The organism is Thiothrix subterranea (genome assembly GCF_016772315.1).
GTDB classification, from domain to species: Bacteria; Pseudomonadota; Gammaproteobacteria; order Thiotrichales; family Thiotrichaceae; genus Thiothrix; species Thiothrix subterranea.
Genome location: NZ_CP053482.1, coordinates 1,703,673 through 1,716,478 on the forward strand (window position 1 = coordinate 1,703,673; position 12,806 = coordinate 1,716,478).

General features: G+C 50.1%; 15 protein-coding genes. 9 read left to right on the forward strand and 6 right to left on the reverse strand.

All coding sequences use genetic code 11. The features are described from left to right. The first annotated feature begins 86 nt into the window (after positions 1 to 86). The 4 genes from HMY34_RS08360 to HMY34_RS08375 all read left to right on the forward strand — a co-directional run bounded on the left by HMY34_RS08360 (position 87) and on the right by HMY34_RS08375 (position 5,014). Entirely contained in the window at positions 87 to 866 is a 780-nt protein-coding gene (locus HMY34_RS08360) for an amidase domain-containing protein (protein WP_202718791.1), read from the forward strand. Between the two features lie 111 nt (positions 867 to 977). Continuing rightward, complete coding sequence (locus HMY34_RS08365) at positions 978 to 2,114, forward strand: hypothetical protein (RefSeq protein ID WP_202718792.1); 1,137 nt, start codon at positions 978 to 980, stop codon at positions 2,112 to 2,114. A 39-nt stretch (positions 2,115 to 2,153) separates the two neighbouring features. After that, positions 2,154 to 4,277 (forward strand): YgiQ family radical SAM protein, encoded by a 2,124-nt coding sequence (locus tag HMY34_RS08370; protein ID WP_407701851.1) that lies wholly within the window; start codon positions 2,154 to 2,156, stop codon positions 4,275 to 4,277. A 59-nt stretch (positions 4,278 to 4,336) separates the two neighbouring features. Next, a complete protein-coding gene (locus HMY34_RS08375; RefSeq protein ID WP_202718793.1) occupies positions 4,337 to 5,014 on the forward strand; it encodes an HNH endonuclease in 678 nt (225 codons plus the stop codon). Here HMY34_RS08375 and HMY34_RS08380 read toward each other — a convergent pair. Together HMY34_RS08380 and HMY34_RS08385 are read right to left on the reverse strand one after the other, a co-directional pair. Continuing rightward, on the reverse strand, positions 5,011 to 6,021 hold the full coding sequence (locus HMY34_RS08380) for a DNA cytosine methyltransferase (protein ID WP_202718794.1): 1,011 nt from the start codon (positions 6,019 to 6,021) through the stop codon (positions 5,011 to 5,013). The genes HMY34_RS08375 and HMY34_RS08380 overlap by 4 nt on opposite strands. An 11-nt stretch (positions 6,022 to 6,032) precedes the next feature. After that, positions 6,033 to 6,389 (reverse strand): HVO_A0114 family putative DNA-binding protein, encoded by a 357-nt coding sequence (locus HMY34_RS08385; RefSeq protein WP_202718795.1) that lies wholly within the window; start codon positions 6,387 to 6,389, stop codon positions 6,033 to 6,035. Positions 6,390 to 6,702: 313 nt separating this feature from the next. Between HMY34_RS08385 and HMY34_RS08390 the strand changes: the two genes are divergently transcribed. The 3 genes from HMY34_RS08390 to HMY34_RS08400 all read left to right on the forward strand — a co-directional run bounded on the left by HMY34_RS08390 (position 6,703) and on the right by HMY34_RS08400 (position 8,288). Then, entirely contained in the window at positions 6,703 to 6,981 is a 279-nt protein-coding gene (locus HMY34_RS08390; protein ID WP_202718796.1) for a type II toxin-antitoxin system TacA family antitoxin, read from the forward strand. A 5-nt stretch (positions 6,982 to 6,986) separates the two neighbouring features. After that, entirely contained in the window at positions 6,987 to 7,478 is a 492-nt protein-coding gene (locus HMY34_RS08395) for a GNAT family N-acetyltransferase (protein WP_202718797.1), read from the forward strand. Between the two features lie 132 nt (positions 7,479 to 7,610). Further along, positions 7,611 to 8,288 carry an HNH endonuclease gene (locus tag HMY34_RS08400; protein WP_202718798.1) on the forward strand — a complete coding sequence of 226 codons (678 nt, stop codon included), beginning with the start codon at positions 7,611 to 7,613 and terminating at the stop codon, positions 8,286 to 8,288. Here the strand turns inward: HMY34_RS08400 and HMY34_RS08405 are convergent. Continuing rightward, positions 8,285 to 9,295, reverse strand: a complete 1,011-nt coding sequence (locus tag HMY34_RS08405) for a DNA cytosine methyltransferase (protein ID WP_202718799.1) — start codon at positions 9,293 to 9,295, stop codon at positions 8,285 to 8,287. The two genes, HMY34_RS08400 and HMY34_RS08405, sit on opposite strands and share 4 nt — an antisense overlap. 104 nt (positions 9,296 to 9,399) lie before the next feature. On the opposite strand from HMY34_RS08405, the gene vapB reads away from it, so the two are divergent. Beyond that, positions 9,400 to 9,621, forward strand: coding sequence for a type II toxin-antitoxin system VapB family antitoxin (gene vapB / locus HMY34_RS08410; protein WP_202718800.1), 222 nt, complete (start codon positions 9,400 to 9,402; stop codon positions 9,619 to 9,621). On the opposite strand, the gene HMY34_RS08415 is transcribed toward vapB, so the two are convergent. Together HMY34_RS08415 and HMY34_RS08420 are read right to left on the reverse strand one after the other, a co-directional pair. Continuing rightward, positions 9,600 to 9,959 carry a putative signal transducing protein gene (locus tag HMY34_RS08415; RefSeq protein WP_202718801.1) on the reverse strand — a complete coding sequence of 120 codons (360 nt, stop codon included), beginning with the start codon at positions 9,957 to 9,959 and terminating at the stop codon, positions 9,600 to 9,602. The genes vapB and HMY34_RS08415 overlap by 22 nt on opposite strands. A gap of 15 nt (positions 9,960 to 9,974) precedes the next feature. After that, positions 9,975 to 11,018, reverse strand: a complete 1,044-nt coding sequence (locus HMY34_RS08420; protein WP_228288017.1) for a CDP-6-deoxy-delta-3,4-glucoseen reductase — start codon at positions 11,016 to 11,018, stop codon at positions 9,975 to 9,977. 94 nt (positions 11,019 to 11,112) lie between these two features. Here HMY34_RS08420 and purT point away from each other — a divergent pair, with 94 nt between their 5' ends. Next, on the forward strand, positions 11,113 to 12,309 hold the full coding sequence (gene purT / locus HMY34_RS08425; RefSeq protein ID WP_202718802.1) for a formate-dependent phosphoribosylglycinamide formyltransferase: 1,197 nt from the start codon (positions 11,113 to 11,115) through the stop codon (positions 12,307 to 12,309). 112 nt (positions 12,310 to 12,421) lie between these two features. Here purT and HMY34_RS08430 read toward each other — a convergent pair whose 3' ends face one another. Continuing rightward, positions 12,422 to 12,685 carry a helix-turn-helix domain-containing protein gene (locus tag HMY34_RS08430; RefSeq protein ID WP_202718803.1) on the reverse strand — a complete coding sequence of 88 codons (264 nt, stop codon included), beginning with the start codon at positions 12,683 to 12,685 and terminating at the stop codon, positions 12,422 to 12,424. Positions 12,686 to 12,806 lie beyond the last annotated feature (121 nt).

A 12,806-nucleotide genomic window follows, 5' to 3' on the forward strand; every position in this document is an offset into this window, starting at 1 on the left:
ATTAAAAAAAAAAAAAGACTGTGTTTAATTTCTTATTAGACAAGAAATTAAACACATCTTACGCTTGACACAACGGGGGTTCTATCATGCTGGCTTTTTCTGCTTCTTCACACAACCATATTATCAAAAAGTGCTTATTGACCTTGCTTCCACTTGGATTTTGCTATATAGCCCCCGCTCATGCGGAGAGTTATACGGCAACAACTGCAAAAAGTTATGCAACCTCACATTACAGTAAATCTTACGGAACAGGAACATCACAGAATCCTTTTCCTAATGTTTCAGATGTTGGAGGTAATTGTACTAATTTTGGGAATCAAGTTATCAGTTCAGGTTTATTATCCAAAACAACACCAAAGTCTCTCAATGACGCACTAGTTAAAGATAAAAAGTTTCCCAGCTCTACCAGAAAAGAGTGGTTTTTTGGATGTAATTCAGTAGGCAATACATGTCAAAGCCCATCTTGGCGTGGAGCACAATCAATGTTTGTTTTTTCCCGTGATCAATCCAATGGAAAAGCTCTTAGGATGGCGCAGGTCACAAAAACAGCACTTGTTAATGGAAAACTGACACCACTTGATCACACGAAAGTTAAAGTGGGAGATATTATTTTTGCTGATTTTAATTTCAGTACTGTTTTCTACGGCAATGATGTAGACCACACAATGATCGTTACTGAAGTAAAACCTTTGAGTTGGTGGAATATAATTCAAAAGTCAAAATATAATGCAATTAGATTAACCTATCAAACATCAAACAGTACTGATAGAGGTTTGGGTGACATTTGGTCAGAGAATAGTGGGTATTTTTGGTGGTCACCAGAACCTGCATTCTATGTGTATCGTCCTAGCGAATATCGCAGATGAAAAATAATGTGGAAGTTACTTGTAATGTCAGGTTTCTATTTTCTAATGAAGTGAGTGACTTCCACTTTAGTAATTAACAGTTAATTGTTCAATTGTTTCAGGAGTAAATTCATGATTTTTTTAAAGAAGCACTTCATTCTATTGATTGCTTTAGTCATTAGTTTTGTCAGTGGTTCATTGTTTTTATTATACCCAAAAAATTCCCCAGACATTCTTGGTAAATCAGATGGTTCACAAAATACCTCTAATGACCAAAACAATGAAAAGCCATCATTTCAATCGCAAGAAGTCATTTCCACCAACAAAAAAAATCAATATGAATCTCATAATGAAATAAAATCTTATGATGATAAGAAAATAGCAGAATGGACTGCAAAAGTTAGACAGTGGGTAAGCGAATTTCCATTCCCTCAGGAAACCACTCGTTCTATCCTCGGTGCAAATCCAGATGATGTACAACAAGCTTTACAGGCATTCAATCAACGACTACAGGATGAGATTGTTAATAACAATTTTCTATCAAAAAATGAAAAAGATCATATTTTATGGGACATATACACTAACACTACATGGTTAGGGAATAACAACGCTCTACAGGCAATTGTTCAAGATAATTTGGCGAGCATGACTCCGTTTGGCTTGACCGACGAAATTCGTGCCACCTATCAAACATGGGCATCGAATGGAAATAAGACGTTAGAAAGTCGCCATGATTTGTTGGAAATAGTTGATGGCATACTAAATGTAGACAATAATACGCTTGATAACGCAGCTAAACAACAATATGTTAAAAGTATCCCATCAGCTAAAGAATTACTACTAGATCAAATCAGAATGACTAACGAGAGTGATGAGGCACAAAACCTAACAGGTTTTGCTATCGACTTATACGCATCTCATGCTACTTCGAATGAAATGGAAGAACTGTCATCTACAATACAAGCAATATCTGCATCTAACCCAGCAAATTCCCTACAACTCTATCATTCAACATTGAAAAATCTTCTTTCTCAATCTAAGAGTTCCGATCAAGCTACTCGTTTAATATTAGCTTCTCCCTCACCGGATTTAAATCAATCACTCACATTCTTGTTAAAAGAAGATGGTAATATTGCACTTGCTGACATACCACCGACCACACGAACCGAATTGTTGACTTATCTTCAGTCACAAGAAAATTCCATTCGTGGTACAGATATAGAACCCGATTGGAAACTTTCGATCAATCGCTTGCAAACCGGAAAATAACTCACGCGCTTATCACCGTTCAACCACCCCTCGTTCGGCATGGCAGTCATCGGGCGGATGTTGGAAGCGCAAGGTTTTCGCGTCGGCATCATTGCGCAACCCGATTGGCATTCCAAAGAGCCGTTCATGGCACTGGGCGCACCCAACCTGTTCTTCGGCGTGGCAGCGGGCAATATGGACTCGATGATCAACCGCTACACCGCCGACCGCAAAACGCGCTCTGACGACGTTTACACCCCCGGCGGCATGGCAGGCAAACGCCCCGACCGCGCCACGCTGGTGTACACGCACCGCTGCCGCGAAGCCTACCCCGACGTGCCGATCATTATCGGCGGGATCGAAGCCTCGTTGCGGCGCATTGCGCACTTCGATTACTGGCAGGAAAAAGTCCGCACCTCGATCCTGCTGGATGCCGCCGCCGACCTATTGCTATACGGCAATGCCGAACGCGCCGTGGTCGAAGTCGCGCACCGCATCGCTTCCGGCGAACCCGTTTCCCAAATCACCGACGTGCGCGGCACCGCCTTCGTGCGCCGCGACACCCCGCAGGGCTGGATGGAAATCGACTCCAGTCGCATCGACCAACCGGGCAAAATCGACCGCATTATCAACCCCTACCTCAACACCACCGAGATGAGTGAATGCGAAGTCGAAAAGCGCAATGTGCAATGGTTTGAATACGAAGACCCGCGCAGCAAACGCCCCGACGAACACAAGCTGATCTTCCATCCCCGCGCCCGTTTAGACCGCGACACCACCGTTATCCGCTTGCCGTCTTACGAAAAAGTCAGCAAAGACAAAGCCTTGTATGCCCACGCCAACCGCGTGCTGCACTTGGAAACCAACCCCGGCAACGCCCGCGCTTTGGTGCAAAAACACGGCAATATTGACGTGTGGCTGAATCCGCCACCGATTCCGCTAACCACGCCGGAAATGGATTTCGTGTTCGGGCTACCCTACGCACGCTTGCCGCACCCGTCCTATAACGGCGTAAAAATCCCCGCCTATGACATGATCCGTTTCTCGGTGAATATCATGCGCGGTTGCTTTGGTGGCTGCACCTTCTGTTCGATTACCGAACACGAAGGGCGCATTATCCAAAGCCGTTCCAAAGAATCCATCATCCGCGAAGTTGAGGAAATCCGCGACAAAGTGCCGGGATTTACCGGGGTGATTTCCGACCTTGGCGGCCCCACCGCGAATATGTACCGCCTTGCCTGCAAAGACCCGAAGATCGAAGCCGCGTGCCGCAAACCCGCCTGCGTCTACCCCGATGTGTGCCACAACCTCAATACCGACCACGCTGCCTTGAAGGAATTGTACCGCGAAGCGCGTACCCTGCCCGGTATCAAGAAAATCCTAATCGGTTCAGGGGTGCGCTATGACCTTGCCATCAAAGACCCCGAATACGTCAAAGAATTGGTGACGCACCACGTCGGCGGCTATTTAAAAATCGCACCGGAACACACCGAGTCCGGCCCCCTGTCCAAAATGATGAAACCGGGCATCGGCGCGTATGACGAATTCAAACGCCTGTTCGAGAAATACACCAAGGAAGCAGGCAAAGAACAATATTTGATCCCGTATTTCATCGCCGCCCACCCCGGCACGTCCGACGAAGACATGCTCAACCTCGCGCTGTGGCTGAAGAAAAACGGCTTCCGCGCCGACCAAGTGCAAGCGTTTTACCCCTCACCGATGGCATCCGCCACCACCATGTACCACACCGACAAAAACCCGCTGCACAAAGTCACCTACAAAAGCGAAAAAGTAGCCACCGCCAAATCACCGGAACAGCGCAAGCTGCACAAAGCGTTCTTGCGCTGGCACGACCCCAAGAACTGGCCGCTGCTGCGCAAAGCGATGGCAGAGATGGGGCGGCAGGAACTGATTGGCGATGGGGAGAACCAGTTGATCCCGCATTACAAGGCAGGTGAGGAACAGTTGGTGTATGAGGCACATCGGCGCAAGAATAAGGGCGGGGAGCATCAGAAGCGGGTGGGGAAGCCTGTGGTGAATGCCAAGCCTGCTGCCGCCAAACCGAATGCGGGTAAGCCGCAGGGTGGGAAAATGTTGACGCAGCATACGGGGTTGCCGCCGAAGGCGCGGGCGGATTTTGGCGGTAAGCCGAGACCGACCAACAAATCCAAGCGAGGACGGTAATGGCTAATCATCCAACAAGCGTAGTATTATCGCCCTAACAACAATTCATCGGGGCTGTTATGAAAGTAGACGAATACCTCCAATTGCTGAACGATCGCAAGAAAATCAGTGATGTAAAAGAAAAAATCATTCGGCGATTGTGGGGTAACGAATCTGACAGTTTCCCGAAACCTTGGGTATCTTCTGCCGAATTACTAGAACTGACAGGTCAGAAATACTTTGACCGACGCACCAGAGAACTCCGCGACCAATTGGGCTGCAACATTGAAACGATTTACCTTGACGCATTTTCTGGTCACGCATGGCGCATCCATTCTCCAGAACTGGCAGATGCACAAGACCGTGAATACTTGACCCAAAGCCAGAAAAACAAGCTATTTCAAGACAATGGTTTCACCTGCGTCACCTGTGGCGTGCATATCCAACCCGGTGTCAGAGGCTTGCAAGCCGACCACAAAGTACCGCTCTCGCGTGGTGGTGGCAACGAACTTCACAATTGGCAACCCATGTGCAACAACTGCAATGTGGGCAAACGCAGAGCGTGTGAAGGATGTTCGCTGGATTGCCAAACCTGTTCTTGGGCTTTCCCTGAAAAACATGGGGTACGAGCCATGTTTTCGATCAGTGAACAAACCCTGAGAAGAGTGACCGGATACGCCAACCGGATGGGCAAAAGCCGCGACCAAATCATGGAGTCGGCGGCTAATGAATATCTGGATAAGCGGGAAAAAGATTAAGCGGCTAAACGGCTGCTATTCGCTATATCAAGCGCATAAATAATTTGTCTGCCTACCGCTTCAGCTACGGGTGGTGGCAAAGCATTACCTACTTGTCTATAAGCTGGCGTTTTCTTGCCGTAAAACTCCCACCAATCAGGGAAACCTTGAATTCTAGCAGCCATCCTCACCGTCAATAACGGCATGTATTCGTAGCCAATCTTATTTTTGTAGCCAACGAAACCCTTTTCCGGTGGATGCTCACCAACCAGATTACCGTTTACGTGCAAAGCCTGCCATGCGCGTCTGGCACGGGTTGGTCCAAGATCAGGCCCACCGTGTTTTTTAGAGCCACCAACTAAGGTAGGAGCAATTTTGTTAGCCTTTTGTTTCCACTCTGCTGCATATTCCCAGCCTTGGGATGCCATTAAATCATATAAGGCTTCACCAACTGTTGGGGGAGTAATCTTGTAGACAGGCCATGCAAAGTAGTTTGCATATTCTGCTTTTAATGCCACCAAAATGACTCGTGGGCGCAATTGAGGTACGCCAAAATCACAAGCATTGAGCAATTTCCAGAAAACCTTGTAACCCATGCGTATCAATCGAGATTCAATTTCAGCGCGGTAAGCATCAAATTTTGCATCCAACAGACCAGCCACGTTTTCCAACATGACTGCTTTGGGCTGAGTGTTGTTCACAATGTCTAATGCGGCAGGAAATAAATCCCGCTCATCCTGCTTGCCAAGTTGCTTGCCTGCTGTTGAAAAGGGTGGGCAGGGAACACCGCCTGCAACAAGATCAACGCCTTTGTATTGATGAGAGGAATATTTAGAAAACTCTTCTATGCAACCCTCAACGATTTGACCCCAGCCCAAGTCATGTAACGCATTGTTATGTCTGAGTGTCTGACACGCTGGCTTGTCTATATCCATCAATAGCTGGTGCTGAAAACCTGCCAAGTGTAAACCAAGTGCCTGTCCGCCTGCTCCGGCGCACAATTCGATAGAGGTATACTCACTTTTCATCGTTCTAGAACTCAAATCGCATACTGGATATTAAACGCCGTAGCCTTCACCACCGGACGCACAGATCGGTTCTGCTTGCACAGTTCCACAATGCCGTAGCGTTCCATCGTCTTCAAAGTACGGCTGAGGTTGCTGGTTTGCCGCCCGCTCAGAGTCGCCAAGGCTTTCAAGGTTTCCGGCTGGTTTTCCTCAATCATTCTCAGCAGGCGCATGTTGTTGTCGCTCAACACTTCACTCAGGGATTTCATGGAACTGAACCAAATTTTGGGTTCGCCCTGTTGCGGTGTGTAACGTCCGGCTGCAATCGCCAGTACCCGTTGCTGGAACTGTTCGCGGGGCATGATTCCAACATTCAAAACGGTATTCATGGTTTGCTCACCTCATTCAAAATCTGGTTAAGTACGCCTCAATTTTGTACCAATAACCGTTTTCTTCCGTGTATTCCGTGCCATTCAGTTCCAGCAGGATGCTCAGTCCGTCATCGTATGCCATACCATCATCTTTATTATCAGCAGATGATAGCCATCATAACAGGAATATACGCTTGCCTGCAAAAATACAACGATAAATCAAAGCGGGTCAGACTCGATTGATTTTGAATTCAAGATTTGGGTTGCCATTGGATGTACAAATCACGTCATTCCTCCTAGACTATCCACATAGCCTAACGAGGAACGCCCCATGCCCAGCACCGCCGCCAAAGATGACCGCATCAGCATCCGCACCCCACCCGAACTGAAGCGGATGCTGATTGCGGCTGCGGCTGTTTCCAACATTTCCATGACCGATTTCCTGTTGAATGCCGCCCGCAAAGCCGCCGAAACAGTGCTGGCAGAATCCCGCCAAATCACCCTGAACCAGCAGGAATGGGATCGTTTCATGGACTTGCTGGATAACCCACCGCCACCCAATGCCGCCCTACGTGCCGCCATGCAACGCCATCATACCTTGCTGGATTGAGCCGGATGCAAATTATTCCCTTCAACCCCGCGATAGCGCGGGATGCGTTCGATTGCGGCGAATCTGCTTTGAACCACTACTTGCAACAACTGGCAGGGCAACACAGCCGCAAAAACGTCAGCCGTACTTTCGTTGCCATTGATAACGACACCGTGACAGGCTTCTACAGCCTGAGCATGGCGGAATCGCAATTGGAAGATTTGCCTGCCGCTACCCGCAAGAAATTGCCCCCACAATACCCCGTTCCCGTCGCCCGCTTGAGCCGCTTGGCAGTAGACAAAACCTGCCAAGGGCAACGCATGGGTGAACTCTTGCTGATGAATGCATTGGCACGCTGCGCCAGAATTGCGGGGGAAATCGGTACGGTCGGCATTATCGTGGATGCCAAACACGAGCAGGCGCAACGCTTTTATCTGAAGTATGGGTTTACGCCCTATACGACCAAACCGCTGACGCTGTTCATTCCAATGCAGACGGTGATGCAATCGTTGCCTTAACAGGTATTTCTTTCTTGCACCCTAACGCCATTAGGCATCCTTCCACAGCGCGGACGGTAGATGGCTAATCACCCAACATGCGTAGTATTATCAAGCACTATGCATGTTGAATAAGATTAACCAAGGGCTATTATGAACGTAGACGACTATCTCAACTCACTGAATGAACGTAAGAAAATCAGCGATGTAAAAGAAAAGATCATTCGACGCTTATGGGGTAACACGTCCGACAGCTTCCCGAAACCGTGGGTTTCCTCTGCCGAACTGCTGGAACTGACAGGTCAGAAATATTTCGATAGACGCACCAGAGAACTCCGCGATCAACTGGGTTGCGACATTGAAACGGCATACCTAGAATCATGTTCTGGTCACGCATGGCGCATCCATTCCGCAGAACTGGCAGATGCACAAGACCGTGAGTATTTGACTCAAAGCCAGAAGAACAAACTATTCCAAGAGGCTACGTTCACTTGCTCTACTTGCGGTGTGCAACTTCAGCCCGGTGTCAGAGGCTTACAAGCTGATCATAAAGTGCCACTTTCCCGTGGTGGCGGTAATGAACTGTCGAATTGGCAACCGATGTGCAACAACTGCAATGTCGGCAAAAGAAGAGCGTGTGAAGGATGTTCACTGGATTGCGGGACATGCTCTTGGGCTTTTCCTGAAAAACACGGGGTAAGAGCGATGTTTTCCATCAACGAAGCCACCCTGCGCCGAGTGGATAAATACGCCGCTCAAACAGGCCAAAGCCCTGATAACATCATGGAAACGGCAGCAAACTACTATCTTGATGAGCAAGAAAACAGTTAAGCCGCCAAACGTTCACTATTAGCCATATCCAGTGCAGCAATAATTTGCTTACCCACGGCTTCTGCTACAGGCGGAGGGAACGCATTACCCACTTGCCTATAGGCGGGTGTTTTTTTGCCGTAAAATTCCCACCAATCAGGAAAGCCTTGGATTCTGGCTGCCATCCTAACCGTCAGCAACGGCATGTTTTCATAGCCAATCTTATTTTTATAACCGACAAACCCCTTTTCTGGTGGATGCTCACCCAGCAGATTGCCATTCACATGCAGTTCTTGCCATGCACGTCTAGCGCGAGTGGGACCAAGATCAGGCCCACCATGTTTTTTAGAGCCACCAACTAACGTAGGGGCAATTTTGTTAGCTTTCTGTTTCCATTCTGCTGCCCCCTCCCAACCTTGTGAAGCCATTAAGTCATACAGCATTTCACCAACGGTAGGAGGAACTGTTTTATTTTCAGGCCAAGTAAAATAGCGGGAAAATTCAGATTTCAACGCCACCAACACAACCCGTGGGCGCAATTGAGGCACGCCAAAATCAGAAGCATTGAGCAATTTCCAGAAAACCGTATAACCCATTTTTTCTAAACAGGCTTCAATGTCAGCTCTGTAATCATCAAATTTTGCATCCAGCAAGCCAGAGACATTTTCAAGCAAGACCGCTTTGGGAGTAGTATTTTTTACAATCTCCAATGCTGCCGGAAACAAATCCCGCTCATCCTTCTGACCAAGTTGCTTGCCTGCTTTCGAGAAGGGCGGACAAGGAACGCCACCGGCAACCAGATCAATGCCTTTGTAGCGGTGGGAGGTAAATTTGGCAAATTGTTCCACACACCCTTCAATAATATCGCCCCACCCTAAATTATGGTGTTCATTGTTATGTTTGAGTGTTTTGCACGCAGGTAAGTCTATTTCGATGAGCACTTGATGCCTAAAACCAGCCAAATGAAGCCCAAGGGCTTGCCCGCCTGCTCCGGCACAAATCTCGATAGAGGTGTATCTGTTTTTCATGATGACGACATTTACTCAATTTACGCAATGGCCTTCAATTGATGATACAGGCGCAAACATTCGTAATCCAGTAGAGCCTTGAACCCCCGCAAGAGGGTATCGCCGTGACTGCCATAGCCGCCAGATTATGCAAAAACGGACAAGGCCAAGCCGTCCGCATCCCGCGCATTTTCCAGTTTGAAGGCATTGATGAAATGCTGATTCGGCGCGAAGGCGATGCACTCATCATCACCCCCAAGCGCAAAAGCTGGACATCGTTTGCCGACATTCCCAGTGCCGACGCTGATTTCATGGCAGAACGCCCTCACATCGCCACCCATGACTGAAAACCCGGAATGCCCAGCACAAACCAGAGCATGAACAACAGCAACACCAACCAAAACAACACTGGCTTACTAAAAATCCCCAGCGCTGCAAATGACGGGTCTTTATCGTCGCTCGAAACACTACCCACTGACGTGCTGTCATATTCCGCCACCACCGCCAACGCCGCGTCGTATTGCTGCTCGCTGACCAGCACCCGTGCGAAATCATGCACAGCCGCATCGCCTACCGCCGATTGCAGGTAACGACCACCCACTTCCGCTTCAATTCCGCGACTCTGCAACATGCCCGCGACAATATCAGCCTCGATTAAATTGGCAGCACGATACACTATTTTCATAACATCTATTCACCATTACCCCTGCATCGCCTTCAGCGTATCCGGGCTGTATTCAAACGAATCGTAAAACAACTGCGCTTCCGGCAAGCCCTGCGCCAAAAACGCCGTTTGCGCCGCATTCACCATCGGTGGCGGCCCGCTCAAATACACATCATGCCCCGACAAATCGGGGAAATCACGTGCCACCGCATCATGCACCCAGCCCGTGCGCCCTGCCCAAGCATCTTCCGGCAACGGCTCCGACAACACCGGCACGTAAGTCAACAATGGGTGACGTGCTACCCAGCTACGCACCACACTATCCATGTACAAATCCGCCTTAGCCCGCACGCCCCAATACAACTGCACTGGCTTATCCAGCCCTTGCGCCATCATCTGTTCCAACATGCCTTTTAGCGGCGCAAACCCCGTGCCACCGCCCATCAGAATCAGCGGACGTTCGGATTCGCGGATATAGAAACTCCCCAACGGCCCCTCAATGCGCAACAAAGCCTTTTCCTTCATCTCATTGAACACATGGCTGGTGAAATAACCACCCGGCACATGCCGAATATGCAATTCCAAAAACTGATCGTTAAACGGCGCATTCGCCAGCGAAAAACCACGGCGTTTGCCATCTTTCAGCAAAATGTCGATGTATTGCCCCGCCCGAAACCGCAAGCGTTCGGACGCGGGCAATTTCAGCGTCAACTCCATCACATCCGCCGCCAATTTACGCAGCTTTTCGACCCGCACCGGCAAGGCTTTGATTTCAATGTCCGGCTCAGAACCCACACGCGGCGCATCCAATTCCACATCGCTCATAGCGGCTGCCATGCACAAAAACGCCTTGCCGCGTTCTTCGTCATACGGCGCAAGCCCTTGCGGTTCACCAAACGGGTAATGCACCTGCCCACTCAGCACCGTGGCAGCACACGAACCACATACCCCGCCGCGACAACCGTAGGGCAACGCCACGCCTTGGCGCAAACCCGCCTCCAAAATTGCCTCGTTAGCTTCTGCCCAAAATGTGTGTCCCGAAGGCTGAACCGTTACCTTGAAAGTCATTGCTGTATCCATGAAAGTCTCGAATCGGCAGAGTGTAACGCGCAGGAATCGCTTGTGCTATTCTCCAGATTTTTCCACCCACTTGTTGCCCGCTCGGAGGCCATTCATGCGCATCGGAACCCCGCTTTCCCCCTCAGCCACCCGCGTCATGCTGCTCGGCAGCGGCGAACTCGGCAAAGAAGTCATCATTGCCCTGCAACGCTTAGGCGTGGAAGTAATCGCGGTCGACCGTTACGCCGATGCACCGGGGCATCACGTCGCACACCGCGCCCACGCCATCAATATGGCAGACCCGCAAGCCTTACGCGCCTTGGTGAAAGCCGAACAACCGCATTTTATCGTGCCGGAAATCGAAGCGATTGCCACCGACGAACTCGCGGCTATTGAAGCGGATGGCTTAGCCACCGTCATCCCCACCGCTCGTGCCACGCAACTGACCATGAACCGCGAAGGCATCCGCCGGTTGGCAGCGGAAACCTTGGGTTTGCCGACTTCGCGCTACCACTTCGCCTCCAGTTTGGCAGAGATGCAAACTGCCGCCGATGACGTGGGCTACCCCTGTTTCGTCAAGCCGGTGATGTCATCCTCAGGCAAAGGCCAGTCGATGCTAAAAAGCGCAGACGAGGTGGAAGCCGCGTGGGAATACGCACTGTCAGCGGGGCGGGTGAATCATGGGCGGGTAATCGTGGAAGAATGCATCCATTTTGATTACGAAATCACCCTACTCACCGTGCGAGCTGTGGGGGAAAACGGCGCAATTGCCACCCATTTCTGCGACCCGATTGGGCATCGCCAAGTCAAAGGCGATTACGTCGAAAGCTGGCAGCCGCAAGCCATGAGCACCAGTGCCCTTGCCAAAGCGCAGGACATTGCCGCGAAAATTACGGATAACCTCGGCGGGCGCGGCTTGTTTGGGGTGGAATTATTCGTGCGCGGCGATGACGTGTATTTCTCCGAAGTCAGCCCGCGTCCGCACGACACCGGCATGGTGACGATGGCAACACAATTCCAGAACGAATTCGAGCTACACGCCCGCGCCATCCTCGGTTTGCCTGTGAATACCGCATTGCATTCCACAGGCGCAAGTGCGGTAATTTACGGCGGGATGGAAGCGGAAGGCATTGCGTTTGAAGGCGTGGAACACGCGCTGCAAGTGCCAGAAAGCGACGTGCGTTTGTTTGGCAAGCCGGTGGCGTTCGAGCGGCGGCGCATGGGCGTGGCGTTAGCGCGGGGTAAGGATACCGATGAAGCGCGGGCGCGAGCGGCGGAAGCGGCAAGTCGGGTGAAGCCAATTAAAAATTAACCCCCTAAAAGTGCAAATACCACACCACCGTAGAGACGCAAAATTTTGCGTCTCTACATTGGCAGACCCTGGCAACAAATTCATGCGCTACCCCTCCATCCCCAGCTTGCAATTAGACTGTCGCGCCACCTGCCGAATACTGCTTCCACTGATGATTCGATGCCCCATTCGACTGGAAATACACCTCCAATAAATCGGGAACCGAAGTCCGTAACGTTGCTGCCACTTTGATTAAGGTCGACACTTTCGCCTCCTGAATCTCTGCCCGCATCAGCTTGTGCCAGGTTTGCCGCGAAAGCCCCGAACGCTCTGCCACGTCTTTGATGCTGAGACCCAACACCTGCATCCGGCGTTGCACGTAGTTGGCTAAATCCATTGATGACATCCCCTGTTCCCTCGATAATACCCAATAATGGCATTGAGTTTCACGGTTTGGGCGTGGGGCAACAAGGTAGAAATTTCCACCCTTGACGATGCCGCTTGAGCGTGGCAGTCGA

Excerpts from the sequence above, each read along its gene's own strand:
- HMY34_RS08415 (WP_202718801.1), bottom strand. The coding sequence starts at position 9,959 with ATGAAAATAGTGTATCGTGCTGCCAATTTAATCGAGGCTGATATTGTC.
- HMY34_RS08430 (WP_202718803.1), bottom strand. The coding sequence starts at position 12,685 with ATGGATTTAGCCAACTACGTGCAACGCCGGATGCAGGTGTTGGGTCTC.
- HMY34_RS08385 (WP_202718795.1), bottom strand. The coding sequence starts at position 6,389 with ATGAATACCGTTTTGAATGTTGGAATCATGCCCCGCGAACAGTTCCAG.
- HMY34_RS08395 (WP_202718797.1), top strand. The coding sequence starts at position 6,987 with ATGCAAATTATTCCCTTCAACCCCGCGATAGCGCGGGATGCGTTCGAT.
- HMY34_RS08380 (WP_202718794.1), bottom strand. The coding sequence starts at position 6,021 with ATGAAAAGTGAGTATACCTCTATCGAATTGTGCGCCGGAGCAGGCGGA.
- HMY34_RS08420 (WP_228288017.1), bottom strand. The coding sequence starts at position 11,018 with ATGGATACAGCAATGACTTTCAAGGTAACGGTTCAGCCTTCGGGACAC.
- HMY34_RS08365 (WP_202718792.1), top strand. The coding sequence starts at position 978 with ATGATTTTTTTAAAGAAGCACTTCATTCTATTGATTGCTTTAGTCATT.
- HMY34_RS08405 (WP_202718799.1), bottom strand. The coding sequence starts at position 9,295 with ATGAAAAACAGATACACCTCTATCGAGATTTGTGCCGGAGCAGGCGGG.
- HMY34_RS08375 (WP_202718793.1), top strand. The coding sequence starts at position 4,337 with ATGAAAGTAGACGAATACCTCCAATTGCTGAACGATCGCAAGAAAATC.
- HMY34_RS08400 (WP_202718798.1), top strand. The coding sequence starts at position 7,611 with ATGAACGTAGACGACTATCTCAACTCACTGAATGAACGTAAGAAAATC.
- HMY34_RS08360 (WP_202718791.1), top strand. The coding sequence starts at position 87 with ATGCTGGCTTTTTCTGCTTCTTCACACAACCATATTATCAAAAAGTGC.
- HMY34_RS08370 (WP_407701851.1), top strand. The coding sequence starts at position 2,154 with ATGGCAGTCATCGGGCGGATGTTGGAAGCGCAAGGTTTTCGCGTCGGC.
- HMY34_RS08390 (WP_202718796.1), top strand. The coding sequence starts at position 6,703 with ATGCCCAGCACCGCCGCCAAAGATGACCGCATCAGCATCCGCACCCCA.
- purT (WP_202718802.1), top strand. The coding sequence starts at position 11,113 with ATGCGCATCGGAACCCCGCTTTCCCCCTCAGCCACCCGCGTCATGCTG.